The sequence below is a fragment of the Agromyces solani genome, from assembly GCF_058349925.1.
The window spans coordinates 633,461-649,229 of record NZ_JBYRER010000002.1; the positions used below are offsets into that span (position 1 = coordinate 633,461).

Genomic DNA, 15,769 nt, shown 5'->3' on the forward strand with positions numbered 1-15,769 from the left:
CGGGGGAGTGCGCCAATGTTGAAGACCACGATCGTCGGGATCATCACGGGAGCGGTGCTCGCCGCCTCCCTCTTGTCGCCCGCCGCGGCTGAGGAGGCGCCGCCGCCCGCGGTCGAGGCGTCGGCCCTTCCGTCGGCGGCTCCGGCCACGGGCGACGACACGGTCGACGAGCGCTCGCTGTACGAAGCCCACCTCGCCGAGCAGGCGGCGAAGGCGGGCGACGCCGCCCCGGGCGACGCCGCAGCGGCCGCCGAACGACAGGCCGCGCTCGACGAGGAAGCGGCGCTCGAGGCATCCACCGCGCCGTTCTCAGCGACCGCGACCTCGCCGTTCACGGCGGGCAACCTCATCTCCAACGCGAACTTCCGCAACGGTGCGGCCATGACGGAGTCCGAGATCCAGGGCTTCCTGCAGCGCATGGTCGGCACGTGCACGAGTTCGACATGCCTCGCGAAGCTCAAGATGGACACGCCGACCCGCACCTGGAGCTTCGGCACCTGCTCGACCTACCAGGGCGCTCGCGGCGAATCGGCCGCGCGGGTGATCTACAAGGTGCAGCGCGCCTGCGGGCTCAGCGCGAAGGTCATCCTCGTGACCCTGCAGAAGGAGCAGTCGCTGCTGACCGACCCCGCGCCCACCTCCGGCGTGCTCCGCAAGGCCATGGGCTACGGCTGCCCCGACACCTCCGACTGCGACTCGACCTACTACGGCTTCTTCAACCAGGTGTTCGCGGCGGCGCGGCAGCTGACCTGGTACGGCAACCCGGAGGGCTCGTTCACCTGGTACAAGGTCGGCCAGTCGAACTCCATACGCTACAACCCGGACTCCACCTGCGGTTCGTCGCTCGTCACGATCAAGAACGCGGCGACGGCGGCGCTCTACTACTACACGCCCTACCAGCCGAACGCGGCAGCGCTCGCGAACCTCTACGGCACCGGCGACCGCTGCTCGAGCTACGGCAACCGCAACTTCTGGCGCATGTATCGCGACTGGTTCGGCGACCCGCGCGTCGACACGGCCATCCCGATCAAGCGGCTCGAGGGCGAGGACCGCTTCGAGACCGCCGCGGCCATCTCGAAGTCGAGCTATCCCACCGCGGGAGTCCCGGTCGCCTACATCGCCTCGGGCTCCGACTTCGCCGATGCGCTGGCGGCCGCACCCGCGGCGGCGAAGCAGGGCGGACCGCTGCTGCTCGCCCTGAAGTCGTCGGTTCCGTCGCCCACGCTCACCGAGCTCAAGCGCCTGAAGCCGGCGCAGATCGTCGTGGTCGGCGGCACGGGTGTCATCTCGGGTTCGGTCGCGACCGCGCTGGGCTCGATCGCCCCCGTCAAGCGGATCGGCGGCGCCGACCGCTACGACACGTCGCGGAAGCTCGCGAGCTCCGCCTTCCCGTCGGCCAAGGTGGCCTACGTCGCGACCGGCCGGGACTATCCCGACGGGCTGACCGCCGGGGCGGCGGCCGGCTCGATCGGTGCGCCCGTCGTACTCGTCGACGGCCGGGCGAGCACCGCCGACAGCGCGACGAGAACGCTCCTCGGCGCGCTCGGCGTCACCGAGGTGCGCATCGCCGGCGGAACCGGCGTCGTGTCCGCGGGGGTCCAGTCGAAGCTGGCCGAGCAGGCCACCGTCAAGCGCTACGCGGGCCCGGACCGGTACGCGACGAGCGTCGCCGTGAACTCGATCTTCGCGACGAGCCCGAACGCGTTCATCGCGACCGGGTTCGACTACCCCGACGCGCTCAGCGGCGCGGCGGCGGCCGGCCGTGCGAAGCAGCCGCTCTACCTCACGCTGCGAACCTGCATGCCGAGTGCCGTTCGCGGCGCCCTGCTGAAGCAGCAGGTGACGCAGCTCACGCTGCTCGGGGGGCCCGGCGCCCTGAGCGACCGGGTGGCGCGCCTCGTGCTCTGCTGACGGCCACGCGCAACAGTCGTCGCCCGGTTCAGTTCGCCGGGCCGGCCTCAGCGCCCTCGCGGGCTCGCGACGGCTCGACGTCGAGCGACCGGATCGCGTCGACGAAGCGGCGGGCGAGGTATCGCTGACCGTCGGAGTTGACGTGCAGCCCGTCGCCCAGGTCGTACTCGGACGAATTGGCGTCGTCGATCCACGGGTCGGGCGTCATCGTGTCGATGAAGGTCGCACCGCCGTCGTGCGCCCCGGCCGACACCGCTGCGGCGTTCACCAGTCGCGTCCCGTCCTGGGCCACCGGTGCGGTGAGCCCCAGCACGATCACGTCGGCTCCCGGGAACTCCTCGTTCGCGGCGGCGACGGTCTCCTCGACCGCTCGGCGGACCTCGGCGCCGGTGTGCCGCCAGTCGTTGAGGCCGCCCTCGAGGATCACGACGTCGACCGGGAAGGCGAGGCGGCCCGACCACTGCTCGAGGCGCTTCGAGTACGGGGTGCCGGCGGGGTCCCTGGGTGCCGCTGTGAGGTACCCGCTTCCGCCGATGCCGTCGACGATGCAGTCCCAGCCGAGATCGCGGCAGGCGCGCCAGGCCCAGGACGTGCCCGCCGGCACGCCCTGACCGGCCGTGTAGGAATCGCCGATCACGAGCACCCGCGGCGCGGGCGGCCCGGGTTCATCCGTCGCCGGTTCCGCGGTGTGCGGATCGGTCGGCCCCGTCGAGGACGCGGGTTGCACGAACCACGGCAGCCGGTCGACGGGGATGCCCGCCGCGCAGCCGCCGAGGGCCAGCAGCGCGAGCGCGCCGACGACCCCCGCGCCGGCGACGCGCGCGACTCGGGTTCGCCGCATTCGGGGCATGGGCCGATCGCGCTCGGAACGCGGGCTCACGACTTCGGCGTGAAGTGCGGGTTCCACGCCTCCGCCGAGGTGATCTCCGGAAGCGCGGCCCGGTACTCGCGAGCGAGCTCGGGCCAGCGCCGGCGCAGCTCGCGGTGGAGTCGACGGCTCTCGCGCAGCAGCCGGCGGAAGGTCTTCGGGTCGCGCGTGTAGCGCACCTTGCCGGAACCGTCGGCCGTCGAGACGAGCGCGCTGTCGAAGTGGGGCAGGCGGAACCACGTGCCGTCGCGCTTGGAGAGTTCGACCTGGGGCTCGGCGACGTTCCGCGCCGCCGGCCTCGTGAACCACTGGCGCAGCGTCATCCGCGCCGTGAACGCGACGAGCGGGATGCCTCGGGGCCCGGCCGGCCCCGCGGCGGTCGGCGGCACGGGGTAGACGCGCTTGCCCTCGACCGTCATCGGGATCTCGGATTCGTGGCGCAGCACCGTCTTCTCGGGGAAGTCGGCGGCGGCGGCTCGGAGCTCGCCGAGGATGGTCGGCATGCCGCGCTGCATGTGCGCCGGCCCCGACAGGATGTCGCGGAGCGCCCGATGGCGGAGCGTCACGGGGTAGTACTGCATCGAGAGCAGGTGCTTGAGGTCCCAGCGCTCGCTGTCACGGGGCAGGAGGCCCCCGTTCGCGAAGGGGGAGTGGAGGAGGCCCGCGACGATGCGGTTGCGGGCGTGGAAGTACGCCTGCCAGTCGATCGAGTCGTCCTTGTCGAGCCACGACACGTGCCAGAGCGCCATGCCCGGCAGGGTCACGGTCGGGTAGCCGGCGTCGCGGGCCCGCAGGCAGTACTCCGCGTCATCCCACTTGATGAATGCCGGCAACGACAGGCCGATCGACCGGATGACCTCGGTGGGGATGAGGCAGAACCACCAGCCGTTGTAGTCGGCGTCCATGCGCGCGTGCATCCACCGCGTCTGGCGCAGGTTCGAGAACCGGAAGTCGTGCGGCGTCTCGTCGCGCGGCTGCGCGTGCCACACGAACGGCTTGAGGTCGACCGTCTCGGCGAACGCGTGCAGCACCGGACGGTTGAGGAGGTCGAACATGTGCCCGCCCACGACGATCGGGCGGGTCGCGTGCCGCGCGAATCGCACGGACCGGGCGATGCTCTCGGGCTCGACCGTGACGTCGTCGTCGAGCAGGATGAGGAAGTCGCTCGCGCCGGCTTCGACGGTCTCGGCCATCGAGCGCGCGAAGCCGCCCGATCCGCCGAGGTTCGGCTGCTCGATCATGGTGAGCGCGTCCCCGAGGCGTTCGGCGACGGCGTCGAAGCCGGGTTCGTCGACGACGCGCCGGTCGCCCTGGTCGACGATGTAGATGCGGTCGATGACCTCGCCCACGGTCGCGTCGCCGGCGAGCGCCTCGAGCGTGCGCACGCAGTAGTCGGGCTTGTTGAAGGTGGTGGTTCCGATCGAGGCGCCGCCCGAGCGCAGCTCGGGGGCGTCGGTCTCCCACCGGCCGTCGGCGACCACGACCTCCGCGTCGCCGGCGACGACGTCGAACCAGTACCAGCCGCCGTCGCCGAACGTGGTGACGGGCAGCTCGATCTCGTGCCGCACCGTGCCCGAGAACGGCTCGGAGGTGACGCGCTGCGGCACGCCCTGCGCCGTCGAGCGGTAGACGAGCAGGTTGCCCTCGCCGCTCGTCTCGACCGAGAGGCGAACGCGCGCGACGTTCGTCCACTGCTGCCAGTACGAGGCGGGGAAGGCGTTGAAGTAGCTCGCGAACGACACGCGGTCGCCCGACGAGATGCGATACCGGTCGCGTGCGAGCACGTCGTCGAGGTGCGCGCGATCGCTCACCCGCACCTCGCGGTCGCCGACCCTCGCCCACACGTCGGCGTCGACGTAGAGGGAGATGACGTCGGGGTCGGCGTCCTGCGGGAAGACGACGCGTTGGATCTCGTGCCAGGTAGCGCTCACGCTGCGGTGCTCCGTGTGGGTGTCGTGGGGATCGCGCCGCGGCCCCCGGCGCGACTACGAGCCTACTGGGTCGGTGCTGCGAAGGCTGGGAGTCTGCGCGACGAGCGGTCGCGGCCGCCCGGTCCCACGAGCGCGGGCCGCACGGGTTCGAATAGGATCGGATGACCGATCCGGCCATCCATACGCGACCAGAAGGCAGCGTGTTCGTGACTCTCCTCCATCGTGCGGTCCGACGAGCACCGCTCACGTCCGATCGGCGGGGATTCGGCGTCCGCTTCGATTCGCCGGCCATCGGACGGCTCGTCGACGTCGAGATCGACGGTCGTCGTCTCTGGAGCGTCCTGGTCCCGGAATCGGCGAAGCGCACCGTCCGGGTGCGCTGGCCGCAGGTCCTGCGCGACCACCTGAGCGGGTCGGGCGCCATCGCGCTCCGCGACCGGGCGAACGGCAGCCTGCTCGCCGAGGGGCGATTCGCGCTTCCGACGGAGCCGGGCCGCGTCGGGCTCGCCGACCTGGCCGCCGCGGGGCAGGTGATCGACAAGTGGGGCAAGCTGACGGACGCGCCCTCCGACACGCTGCACGACCGGCTGATGGTGGCGCTCCGGCAGGTGCTCGCCGACCTCTCCGGGCTGGGCTACACGGCCGCGATCACCGGGGGGACCCTGCTCGGCGCGATCCGGCAGGGCACGATCCTCGCCCACGACGACGACGTCGACGTGCTGGTCTACGTCGGCGAGGTTCCCGCGCCCGACGTCTCGATCGCGTCGTACGAGCTGGAGCGCCGCATCCGTTCGCGGGGATACGAGGTGATCCGTCACAGCGACGCGCACCTGCAGCTCATGTTCGGCGAGCCGAGCGGCTCGACCGTGCACGTCGACCTGTTCCTCGGCTTCCACGACCGGGGCGTCTACAACCAGCCCATCGCCGTGCGCGGCGAGTTCGCGCTCGATGCGCTCCTGCCGATCCGGGAGGTGACGCTCGCCGGCGTACCGGTGCCGTCGGTCGACGACGCCGACGCCTGGCTGGCGCTCTGCTACGGCCCGAACTGGCGCACGCCCGACCCGTCGTTCCGGTTCGAGACGCCGATGTCCACCCGGCGTCGCTTCGAGAACTGGTTCGGCGTGTACGACCAGAATCGCGACTTCTGGGAGCGGCACTTCCGATTCGGCCGGCCGCAGCGCTGGCGGGGCGACGCGGAGCGCATGCTCGCGGCGACGAACCCGGGTGATCGCGTGATCGACCTCGGTTGCGGCGACGGCGAGCTCGCCGCGTTGCTCGCCGCCGGGGGACGGCGGGTACTCGGCGTCGACTACGCGCGAACGGCGCTCGCGGCGGCGGCGAACCGTGACGGCGTGTCCGTCCGACGCGTCAATCTCGGCGACCGTCGAGCCGTGCTCGACCTCGTCGCCGACGAGCTGGCGCTCGACGCGGGTCCGCGTCACTTCCTGTTGTCCGACGTGCTGCACGCGCTCCCGAGGGAGGCCAGGGCGAACACGTTCCTCCTGCTGCGGGCGCTCATGGCGCCCGACTCGGTCGTGCTCGCGTCGTTCCCCGTCAACGCCTCGCTCGTCTTCGACCATCAGCGGCCCGACACCTGGCACCTGCCCCTGGCATGGCTGCGGAACGAGGCGGCGCCGTTCGGTATTGAGGCCTCGCTGCAGTCGCGGCGGATGCGGAAGACGACCGCCGGTACGAGGGCGGTCGCCACGGTGCGATTGCACCGAACGAAGGAGGCCGCTCCGGCGGTCCGGGAGGAGATCCGATGAACCGCATCCGAGCGGCCGTCCGCAAGCTCGAGCGCCGTGGGCCGGCGGTGCCGGAGTCGGCGGAGATCGCCCGGCTGCAGGGCGAGATCGACGAGCTCAGGGCCGAGGTCGACGAGCTCCGCGTCGACTCGCGCCGCATCGCCGAGCTCTACGACCTGGTCTTCGAGCGGTTGCGCGAACAGGCTCAGGCGGACCCGAACGGCTGACGACCGCCACCGGCGCGGGAGCGCGATGCGGAGCGGAAAGCGCGGATCGAGACTCCCGCCGACTCAGCGCTTCGCCGAGGCGACCTGCACGTCGACGACCTGGCCGGTGAGCTCGGAGTCGAGCACGCGCAGCGCGACCGCGGCCACGTGGTCGGGGTCGAGGAGGGTGTGCGTCGGCTCTTCACCGAAGGCCTTGGTGCGCATCGGAGTACGTGTGCGCTGCGGGTTGAGGCAGTTCACGCGCACGCCCGCCTCGGCCCACTCGTCGGCGAGTGCCTGCGTGAGGTTGACGACGCCCGCCTTCGTCGCCGAGTACATGCTGTAGCCGGCGCGACCCCGCGTGTACGAGCTCGACGTGAAGAGCAGGAGCTGGCCGTTCGACGCCTCGAGGTGCGGGTAGGCCTCCTGCGCGATGGTGGCGGGGGCCAGGAGGTTCGTCTCGAGCGTGGAACGCAGTCGCTTCTTCGGGGTGTCGGTGAGGTTCGCGATCGCGAGCACGCCGGCGGTGACCACGACGAAGTCCACGGGGCCCTCGGCGGCCGCTGTCGCGAGGGCACGGCGAACCTGCTTGCGCGACGTGACGTCCGTTCCGGTGGCCGAGCGGCTGAACGCGTGCACTCGCGCTCCGGCCGCCTCCGCCTGTTCGGCGATGCTCGCCCCGATGCCGTAGCTGCCGCCGAACACGACGATCGACTTGCCCGCGAGATCGAGCTCGGCGTCGCTGCGGGCGGCGAGGGGGGTGGTCTGCAGCTGGAAGATCTTGTCGGCGATGTGGATGTCGAGGGGCTCGGTGATCTTCATGTTCTCGGGCGTGCCGGCCACGACCTTGATCGGCACCTCTGGGAGGTACTTGAAGATGACGCCGCAGTCGTCCGTCGCCGCGAAGGACGGATCGCCGGCGGCGAGTTCGTACGCCCTGCGGATGACCGACAGGCGGAAGGCCTGCGGAGTCTGCCCGCGGCGCAGCCGTGCCCGCGGCGGGATGCCCGTGATGATCGAGCGGTCGTCGACCTCGATGATCGTGTCGGCCGACGGAATCGCGGTGTCGACCGCGTCGTACTCGTCGAGCGCGGTGACGCAGTCCTCGATGATGCGGTCGTCGACGAACGGGCGCACGGCGTCGTGGAAGAGCACCTTCGGGTCGCCGTCGGCCGGGAGCGCGTCGAGCGCGAGCCTCGTGGTGTCGTTGCGGGTCTCGCCGCCGGGCAGCACGGCGGTGAGCTTCGTGAACCGGGGATCGGATCGCAGCCGGTCGAGCTCGTGGATCGATGCGGCGTTCATCATGACGAACACCTCGTCGATGAGCGGGCTCGCCTCGAGCGCCTCGAGCGTGTGCTCGACGATCGCCTTGCCGGCGATGCGGATGAGCTGCTTCGGCGTGCCGAGTCCCACGCGCTCGCCGATGCCGCCGGCGAGCACGACGGCGTACGTGGTGGCGGTCATCGAGAGGCCTTGAGCGCGGCGATCGCCTCGGGCATCTCGCCGTCGAAGATGAGTTCGCCGTGACGCAGCACGATGCCGCGATTGCAGATCTTGGCCGCCATCGCCAGGTCGTGGGTCACGATGAAGAGCGTCTTGCCCTCGGCCACGAGCTCGCGGATCTTCGCGTTGCACTTCTCACGGAACGGGGCGTCGCCGACGGCGAGCACCTCGTCGACGAGCAGGATGTCGAGCTCGGTGTGGATCGCCACCGAGAACGCGAGCCGGACGAACATGCCGGAGGAGTAGTGCTTCACCTCCGTGTCGATGAACTCGCCGATCTCGCTGAACGCGAGGATGTCGTCGAATCGGGCGTCGATCTCCTCCTTCGACATGCCGAGGATGGCGGCATTGAGGTAGACGTTCTCGCGGCCCGAGAGGTCGGGGTGGAATCCGGCGCCGACCTCGATGAGCCCGGCGACGCGACCACGCGTCAGGATGCGGCCGGCGTCGGGCCGGAGCACCCCCGAGACGAGCTTCAGCAGCGTCGACTTGCCCGAGCCGTTGTAGCCGATGAGCGCGATCGCCTCGCCCTCGCCGACCGTGATGCTGACGTCGTTGATCGCGTTGAACGAGGTCGACGTGCGCCGCTTCCTGGCGCGGGCGACGAGCGTCTCCTTGAAGGAGTGCGTGTGTCGCAGCGTGTACGTCTTCTGGACGTTCTCGACGATGATGCGGGGCAGCTCGTCCTCAGAGTTCTTGAGCAAAGCGACCCTCCAGCCGGCGGAAGACGAGCTGTCCGATGAGCAGCGTGACGAGTGCGACGACCATCGAGATGCCGGCGAGCAGCCAGAGATGCTCGGGCCGGGCGGCGGTCTCCGACGTCGTCGGGTACCAGAACGCCGAGTGGAAGAGCTCGACCGCGGACGTCAGCGGGTTGAGCATGTAGAGGTCGTACGCCCACGGCTCGAGCTTGTCCTGGACCATCGCGTACGAGTAGAGCACCGGCGAGGTGTACGTCGCGAACATGAGGATGAGATCGACGAGGTTCTGCGAGTCGCGGTAGGACACGTTGACGGACCCGAACAGCAGGCCGAGACCGGTCGCGAGCAGCAGCACGATGGCGATCGCGAGCAGGGCACCGGCCAGCTGCACCACCGTGGGGACCCAGCCGGTGAAGAGGCACACGACGAGCAGGATCGTCAGCTGCGGCAGGAAGTGCACGAAGGCGATGAAGACGTCGGCGATCGGGAAGAGCTCGCGCGGCAGGTAGATCTTCTTGACGAGCGCCTTGTTGTTGACGATCGACTTCGTCGCATTGCCGAACGCCTCGTTGAAGAGGTTGACCACGACGATGCCCGAGAAGAGGTAGACGGGGAAGCCCTCGATGCCCCGGTTGAGGCCGAGGAACACGCCCATGACCATGTAGTAGATGAGGAACTGGGCCGCCGGCTTGACGTACGACCACGCCCAGCCGAGCACGGAACCGTGGTAGCGCGTCAGGATTCCCTTGCGCACCAGCAGGCGGAGGAGGTATCGGTAGCCGAAGACATCGAGGATGCCGCGCCCTGTACCGGGTACGGCGAACGCCGAGAGATCGACGGAATCGGGCTTGGACATCCCGACGATTCTATTCGTCCCGAGACCGTGAGAATGCCGTCGGCTCGCAGCGGTTGTTCAGTTTCGCTTCAACGCGTCGCGCCAGCTCATGTCTCTCGCCGCCTTGACGGCGCAGATGACGACGAGCATCCAGCCGCCCTCGTAGAGCGCGAAGCTCTCAGCGGCGCTCGTCGCGGTGATCGCCACGAGCACGAGCGCGGGCCACAGGTACACGACGCTGCGACGGTTCGACGCGAGCAGCCACGATCGTACGAGGGCGACGCCGATGAGGGCGGCGAACGCGAGCGCCCCGATCACGCCGATCTGGAAGTAGGCGTCAAGATAGGCGTTGAGCGCCGATTCGTGGGGCCGGCCGACGCCCGCCTCGAGCCAGGTGTACGGCGGCGCGTCGGGCCACTTGCCGACCCATCCCCAGCCCTGGAGGGGGTTCAGGCTGAGGTAGCGCGAGAGCTCCCGCCAGAGGTCGAGCCGCACGTCGAACTCGGCACGGGCGTCGAGGAGCTCGATGATCCGGATGCGCAGGATCCACCCGGTCACGAGCGCTGCGGCCACGAGGACGAGCAGCCCCAGCTGCCAGCGCCAGCGATTCGCTTCGGGAACGCGACGCAGCCCGTAGAGCGCCGCCAGCGCGACGAGCGCCGCACCGAGCGCGATCCACGTCGTCGGTGAGCCGGCCAGCACGATGCAGGCGAGCGCGAGCGCGGCCGAGAAGATCGTGCGGGTGCGGGTGACGATGTGCGTGCGCCACTCCACGATGAAGGTGATGAGGGCGATGAGCGCGACGAACCCGAGCATGTTGCGCGAACCGAAGATGCCCTGGATCGGGCCGAGGAGCGCGATGTTCCCCTCGATGCCGAGGAACCGGATGGGCGAGTCGATGAGGACTCCGGCGAACACCTCGAGCGCGAGGGAGACGCCGAGCAGCAGCCGGAAGGTGTCGCCGAAGGCGCGCACGATCTGGATCGTGTCGCGCATGAGCGCGATGTAGATGCCGAGCACCGCGTACGCGACGAGGTAGGCCACCCTGACCGTCGAGACCAGCGGGGTGTTGCTCCAGAGCACCGAAGCCGCGCTCCAGCCGACGAACACGAGGATCGTGAGCGGGAGGATGCCGTACCACTCGATCGCCCGCCACCTCGTGACGAGCGACGCGGCGCAGAGCACGAGCAGGCCGCCGAGCGCGGCGAGCATGCCGGGCCAGCCGATGAGCGATCGCACCGCGTGCGCGGTGAACGCGAGGCCGATCGCGATGAGCGAGAGCGCCTGGGCGAAGCGCGCCGAGCCCACGAACTCGCGAACCGCGCCCCAGTTCAAGCGCCGTCCTCCGCCGAGCGGATCGAGGATGCGGGAGGCGACGCCTCGTTCGAGGTGGTCGAGGGGGAGCGCAGCGACGTCTCGAAGCCCCGACCCGCCGGCAGCCGCCGCCGGTCGAACCCGGCGACGAGCGGCTCGGGCTCCCACTGGCGCCGCTTCGTCGCCCACGCGATCGCGAGCAGGAGCGCCCACCCGCTCTCGACGAGCAGGCGGCTCTCGGCGAGGCTCTGGCCGATCAGGGCGACGACGACGAGCAACGGCAGGAGCGCGGCGGGGGAGTACGGGATCGCTCGCCCCGAGGCATCCATCGGCCGGTCGACGGCGAGGAACCACGAGCGCCAGAGGGCGCCGACCACGATGGCCGCGAAGGCCAGCAGCCCCACGATGCCGATCTGCATCCAGACATCGAGCCAGGCATTGTGCGCCTGCAGGTAGACGACGCCCTTGCGGACGGCCAGGTCGTCGAACGGCTCGACGAAGGGGTTCCAGTAGCCGACCCAGCCCCAGCCGAACCACGGCCGCTCCGAGATCATGCCGACCACGGAGCTCCAGATGTCGAGACGACCGGTCAGGTCCTCGCCCTTGCCGAACACGGCGAGCAGGCGGTCCCAGAAGACGACGAGCAGCGCGACGGATGCCACGAGCACGCCGCCGGCGGTCCAGTAGACGCCGCGACGGCGATCGGGTCCCACCCGGCGGGTCCAGAGGGCGAATCCGAGTGCGACGGCGACGACGACGGCGACGAGGATGACGGTGGCCGACCGCGTGAGCGCGAAGGCGGCACCGGCGACGACGAGCCAGAACACGCCGCTCGCGCGGCGCATGGCGCCCGATGCGACCATCGTGCCGAAGACGATGAGCGCGAGCAGCGCGGTCATCGCCAGGAGGTTGCGGCTCGCCACGACGCCCTCGATCGGGCCGCCGTGGAACAGGAGGGCGCGCGACCAGTAGAACGCCATGGGAAGCTTCTCGGCGCTCGCGTCGAAATCGGGGAAGTTGGGCAGCAGCGGCTCGCGGACGACGACGGCGACCCAGAGCTCGAAGAGCAGCGAGAGGGCGAGCACCCACTTGAGCGCGGCGGCGAGCGCCCGGACCAGCCGCGGCCAGGCGAGGCACAGGGCCAGCGCGACGCCGACGAAGCTCGTCACGAGCGTGAGCGCAACCCCGAGCGCCGAGGCGCCCGGGTAGAACGACCAGGCGATGGACGCCGTCGCGATGACGAGGAAGACGAGCGTCGACTTCGGCACCCGACGCCAGTTCCAGGCGGGCTTGACGGCGACGATCAGCCAGACCGCGCCGACGATGACGAGCCCCGCGACGATGCCGAAGCCCCACCAGCCCAGCAGATTGCGCCAGAACTGGCCCGCGAGCAGGGTGAAGAGCGCGAACGTCGCGTACGCGCCGGTGAGCGCGTCTCGACGTCCGGGAGTCATGGGGTCAAGGCTACCCGGCCGAATAGCGCAGAATGGACTGGATTGACCTGAAGGAGAAACGTGAAGCTCTCGGTGATCGGCTGCGGCTATCTCGGAGCGGTGCATGCCGCCGCAATGGCCAAGCTCGGGCATGAGGTGATCGGCGTCGACACCGACCGATCGAAGATCGAGAAGCTCGCCGCCGGTGAGGCGCCGTTCCACGAGCCCGGGCTTCCCGAGCTCCTCGTCGAGGGGGTCGAGAGCGGCCGGCTCCGCTTCACCACCGACATCTCCGAGGCCGCCGACGCGCAGGTGCACTTCCTCGCCGTGGGCACGCCGCAGCTCGCCGACGCCGACGGCGCCGACCTGCGATTCGTCCACGGGGCCATCGACGCCCTCCGGCCGGTCCTCGCGCCGGGCGCCCTCGTCGCGGGCAAGAGCACCGTGCCGGTCGGCACGGCGGCCGCGCTCGCCGAGCGCATCGCCGACACGGGCGCCGGGCTCGCCTGGAACCCCGAGTTCCTGCGCGAGGGCTTCGCGGTCGCCGACACGCTGACGCCCGACCGCATCGTGTACGGCGTCACCGACGAGGCGCATGCCGAGCTGCTCGACGACGTGTATCGGGTCGCGATCGACGCGGGCACCCCGCGCATCGTCACCGACCTCGCCACGGCCGAACTCGTGAAGACCGCCGCGAACGCCTTCCTCGCGACGAAGATCAGCTTCATCAACGCGATGGCCGAGATCGCCGAGGTGACCGGTGCCGACGTCACGACGCTCGCCGACGCGATCGGCCACGACGCCCGCATCGGCCGCCGGTTCCTCAACGCCGGGATCGGCTTCGGCGGCGGCTGCCTGCCCAAGGACATCCGCGCGTTCACGGCCCGCGCCGAAGAACTCGGTCGTGCCGAGTCGGTCGCGTTCCTCCGTCAGGTCGACGCGATCAACCTCCGCCGACGCGAGCGGGTCATCGACCTCGCCGTCGAGATGCTCGGGGGTTCGGTCTTCCAGAAGCGCATCGCCGTGCTCGGCCTCACGTTCAAGCCCGACTCCGACGACATCCGCGACTCGCCGGCGCTCGACGTGGCGGCCCGCCTGCACGGCCTCGGCGCCGAAGTGATCGCGACCGACCCGTACGGCATCGAGAACTCGCGGGCGAGGCATCCGCAGCTCGACTACGTCACCGACGCCGGCGACGCGCTGCGCGACGCCGAACTGGCTGTGCTCGTGACCGAATGGGGCGAGTACCGCTCGCTCGATGCGGCTGCGGTCGCGGGCCTCATGGCGACGCCGCGCATCATCGACGGGCGGAACGTGCTGGATTCGGCGACCTGGAAGGCCGCCGGCTTCGAGTACCGCGGGCTCGGCCGGAGCTGACCCCGCGGCCCGCCGGTGTCCGATCGGGCACCGGCGCGGCCCCGGCGCCTCAGGCGTCGGTCTCGGGCAGTCGCATTCCCCGCCACTGCTCGAACGAGCCGTTGAGCAACTGGGACTCGGACCGCACCCACGTGTGCGAGTCGGAGTGCCGGATGTACATGTAGCCGAGCCCGTGCGTGCGGTACGCGACGCCGCCTTCGTCGGCCAGGCGGATGAGCACCGACCGGTCGGTCGAGTTCGGCGTGGGGCGCCATCCGCCGAGGCCGTCGAACGTCGCGCGGGACAGCATCATCGCGCCGCCGGCGGCCTGCTGGTGGTACCGCTCGACCGAGAACGTGCGATGCACGGTGTGGTCGATGCCCTCGAAGTAGAGGTACTCGGTGGTCTTGCCGACGAGGTCGGCGCCCGAGTAGAGATATGCGAGCACCAGGTCCCAGATGTGGTGCTCGCTGTACCAGTCGTCGTCGTCGAGCTTGGTGATCAGGTCGCCGTCGGAGTGCCGCACGCCTTCCGCGAGCGCTGCTCCGAAGAGCAGCGTCGAGTCGACGGGCACGATGCGGTGGTCGAGCCCGTCGAGCTCGTCGGTGAGCGCCGTCAGGTCGGGTGACTCGACGCCGTGCATCACGGCGATCACTTCGAAGTTCGGGTAGGTCTGGCGCGCCATCTGCTGCAGCACCGCCGGAATGCGGTCGGGCCGCATGCTCGAGAGGATGACGCTCACCCGCGGGAGCAGCCGGTGGCCCGTGCGCGCCGTCGTGGCGCCGGCGAGGCCGAGGAACCCGGCGTGGTGATGCATCGCCGCCCGGCGGAGGGCGACCGAGCGCTTCTCCCGCTCGAGCCCCATCGACTGCCGGTAGGGCTTGCGCAGCAGGTCGACGAGCTCGGGGGCGAGGTTCGGAGCGATCTCGCTCGATGCGGGGAGCCCGTGTCCGATCACGCCGGTCGCCGAGATCTCGGCCAGACGAGCGGCGAGCTCGGAGTCGACCGGCCCGACGAGCGAGTCGAGGGCGAGGCTCTCGACCCCGCGGAGCGCACGCACGTGCGAGGCGGCGAGGGGCTGCGCCGGATCGAACCGCAGTTCGTCGACCACGGTCCCGTCGGGTTCGAGCCGGCGCACGACGAGGTCGGCCCCGTCGGTGCCGACGAGTTCGTGCGGCGACGGCGACGGGTCGAAGGACTGGAACCTGCCGATCGGATTGTGCACCTGGAGGTCGATGATCGCCGAGGGCGCCGCTTCGACGGTGAAGTGCCCGGCGCCGGTCATCGTGAGCCGCTCAGTCGCTGCCCGCTCCTCGTCGCCGAGCGTCTCGCCCACGATCAGCACGTCGGCGTTCTGCAGGCCCACGCCCTCGAGTGCGCGAGGGAAGTCGATGAGTCGCCGCGGTGCGCGGGTCGGGATCGTCGCCAGGACGTCGGAGGGGGCGGAGGCGTCGACGGCGACGAGGGGGAATCCAGCACCGGTCATCGCGTAGCCGGGGACGAACGCCGGGAGCAGTGCCGCGGCGAGGTCGGCGAGCGCGACCGGCTCGTGGAGGCGGACGTGGGCTTCGGCCGTCTGCTGCTTCGGTCGGTACACGAGCGAGATCTTCGCGAGGTGCCGGATGTGTCCGGGGCGCCCGCGCCAGTGGGGGAGCGGAGCCTCCCAGTGATCGATGCGCAGGCGGAGGTCGCGAGTGTGGACCATCGGGTCGGCCGGCAGGGCGAGGAGCCGCAACGCGGACGCGTCCGGGACCCGCAGCTTCACCTTGGGCGCCGCGCCGGGGTCGGTCTCGACGAGGCGTTGCGCGCTCGCCGCGTCTTCGACGTAACTCGCTCCCGTCCACTGCGACTGGTCGGCCACCTTGACCGAGTGCCGCTTGAAGCGACCGAGTGCGCGACGGATCTTCGACACGGTGTGTGCAACCTCTCACGGGTGCGTCGGCACCCGGCTCGGGACGTTCGATGA

The 15,769-nt window shown here is 70.6% G+C and carries 12 protein-coding genes; 4 read left to right on the top strand and 8 right to left on the bottom strand.

Annotation, left to right across the window (positions count from 1 at the left end; all coding sequences use genetic code 11):
• Positions 1 to 15 precede the first annotated feature (15 nt).
• Positions 16 to 1,911 carry a cell wall-binding repeat-containing protein gene (locus AC3RJ7_RS10650; RefSeq protein WP_491455808.1) on the top strand — a complete coding sequence of 632 codons (1,896 nt, stop codon included), beginning with the start codon at positions 16 to 18 and terminating at the stop codon, positions 1,909 to 1,911.
• A 28-nt stretch (positions 1,912 to 1,939) separates the two neighbouring features.
• Here AC3RJ7_RS10650 and AC3RJ7_RS10655 read toward each other — a convergent pair whose 3' ends face one another.
• Complete coding sequence (locus AC3RJ7_RS10655; protein ID WP_491455809.1) at positions 1,940 to 2,752, bottom strand: SGNH/GDSL hydrolase family protein; 813 nt, start codon at positions 2,750 to 2,752, stop codon at positions 1,940 to 1,942.
• Positions 2,753 to 2,787: 35 nt separating this feature from the next.
• On the bottom strand, positions 2,788 to 4,710 hold the full coding sequence (locus AC3RJ7_RS10660; protein WP_491455810.1) for a glycosyltransferase: 1,923 nt from the start codon (positions 4,708 to 4,710) through the stop codon (positions 2,788 to 2,790).
• 206 nt (positions 4,711 to 4,916) lie between these two features.
• Between AC3RJ7_RS10660 and AC3RJ7_RS10665 the strand changes: the two genes are divergently transcribed.
• Positions 4,917 to 6,476: a class I SAM-dependent methyltransferase gene (locus tag AC3RJ7_RS10665; protein WP_491455811.1), complete on the top strand. Its 1,560-nt coding sequence runs from the start codon at positions 4,917 to 4,919 to the stop codon at positions 6,474 to 6,476.
• Positions 6,473 to 6,682, top strand: a complete 210-nt coding sequence (locus AC3RJ7_RS10670; protein WP_491455812.1) for a DUF6752 domain-containing protein — start codon at positions 6,473 to 6,475, stop codon at positions 6,680 to 6,682. Before AC3RJ7_RS10665 ends, AC3RJ7_RS10670 begins: the two co-directional genes overlap by 4 nt.
• A gap of 63 nt (positions 6,683 to 6,745) precedes the next feature.
• Here AC3RJ7_RS10670 and AC3RJ7_RS10675 read toward each other — a convergent pair whose 3' ends face one another.
• The 5 genes from AC3RJ7_RS10675 to AC3RJ7_RS10695 are packed head-to-tail and all read right to left on the bottom strand — an operon-like array spanning position 6,746 to position 12,468.
• Positions 6,746 to 8,125, bottom strand: a complete 1,380-nt coding sequence (locus AC3RJ7_RS10675) for an SDR family NAD(P)-dependent oxidoreductase (RefSeq protein ID WP_491455813.1) — start codon at positions 8,123 to 8,125, stop codon at positions 6,746 to 6,748.
• Positions 8,122 to 8,868 (bottom strand): ABC transporter ATP-binding protein, encoded by a 747-nt coding sequence (locus tag AC3RJ7_RS10680; RefSeq protein ID WP_491455814.1) that lies wholly within the window; start codon positions 8,866 to 8,868, stop codon positions 8,122 to 8,124. The genes AC3RJ7_RS10675 and AC3RJ7_RS10680 overlap by 4 nt, the downstream gene beginning before the upstream one ends.
• The gene (locus AC3RJ7_RS10685) at positions 8,852 to 9,721 is read right to left on the bottom strand and encodes an ABC transporter permease (protein ID WP_491455815.1); all 870 of its coding nucleotides are present in this window, start codon (positions 9,719 to 9,721) and stop codon (positions 8,852 to 8,854) included. Before AC3RJ7_RS10685 ends, AC3RJ7_RS10680 begins: the two co-directional genes overlap by 17 nt.
• 57 nt (positions 9,722 to 9,778) lie before the next feature.
• Positions 9,779 to 11,035, bottom strand: a complete 1,257-nt coding sequence (locus AC3RJ7_RS10690; protein WP_491455816.1) for an O-antigen ligase family protein — start codon at positions 11,033 to 11,035, stop codon at positions 9,779 to 9,781.
• Positions 11,032 to 12,468 carry an O-antigen ligase family protein gene (locus tag AC3RJ7_RS10695; RefSeq protein ID WP_491455817.1) on the bottom strand — a complete coding sequence of 479 codons (1,437 nt, stop codon included), beginning with the start codon at positions 12,466 to 12,468 and terminating at the stop codon, positions 11,032 to 11,034. Before AC3RJ7_RS10695 ends, AC3RJ7_RS10690 begins: the two co-directional genes overlap by 4 nt.
• 60 nt (positions 12,469 to 12,528) lie before the next feature.
• Between AC3RJ7_RS10695 and AC3RJ7_RS10700 the strand changes: the two genes are divergently transcribed.
• On the top strand, positions 12,529 to 13,824 hold the full coding sequence (locus AC3RJ7_RS10700) for a UDP-glucose dehydrogenase family protein (protein ID WP_491455818.1): 1,296 nt from the start codon (positions 12,529 to 12,531) through the stop codon (positions 13,822 to 13,824).
• A gap of 49 nt (positions 13,825 to 13,873) precedes the next feature.
• On the opposite strand, the gene AC3RJ7_RS10705 is transcribed toward AC3RJ7_RS10700, so the two are convergent.
• Positions 13,874 to 15,715, bottom strand: a complete 1,842-nt coding sequence (locus AC3RJ7_RS10705; RefSeq protein ID WP_491455819.1) for a glycosyltransferase family 2 protein — start codon at positions 15,713 to 15,715, stop codon at positions 13,874 to 13,876.
• Between the last annotated feature and the right edge of the window lie 54 nt (positions 15,716 to 15,769).

Coding starts and splice junctions, on each gene's coding strand:
- AC3RJ7_RS10650 (WP_491455808.1), top strand. CDS start 16: ATGTTGAAGACCACGATCGTCGGGATCATCACGGGAGCGGTGCTCGCC.
- AC3RJ7_RS10655 (WP_491455809.1), bottom strand. CDS start 2,752: ATGCGGCGAACCCGAGTCGCGCGCGTCGCCGGCGCGGGGGTCGTCGGC.
- AC3RJ7_RS10670 (WP_491455812.1), top strand. CDS start 6,473: ATGAACCGCATCCGAGCGGCCGTCCGCAAGCTCGAGCGCCGTGGGCCG.
- AC3RJ7_RS10675 (WP_491455813.1), bottom strand. CDS start 8,125: ATGACCGCCACCACGTACGCCGTCGTGCTCGCCGGCGGCATCGGCGAG.
- AC3RJ7_RS10685 (WP_491455815.1), bottom strand. CDS start 9,721: ATGTCCAAGCCCGATTCCGTCGATCTCTCGGCGTTCGCCGTACCCGGT.
- AC3RJ7_RS10695 (WP_491455817.1), bottom strand. CDS start 12,468: ATGACTCCCGGACGTCGAGACGCGCTCACCGGCGCGTACGCGACGTTC.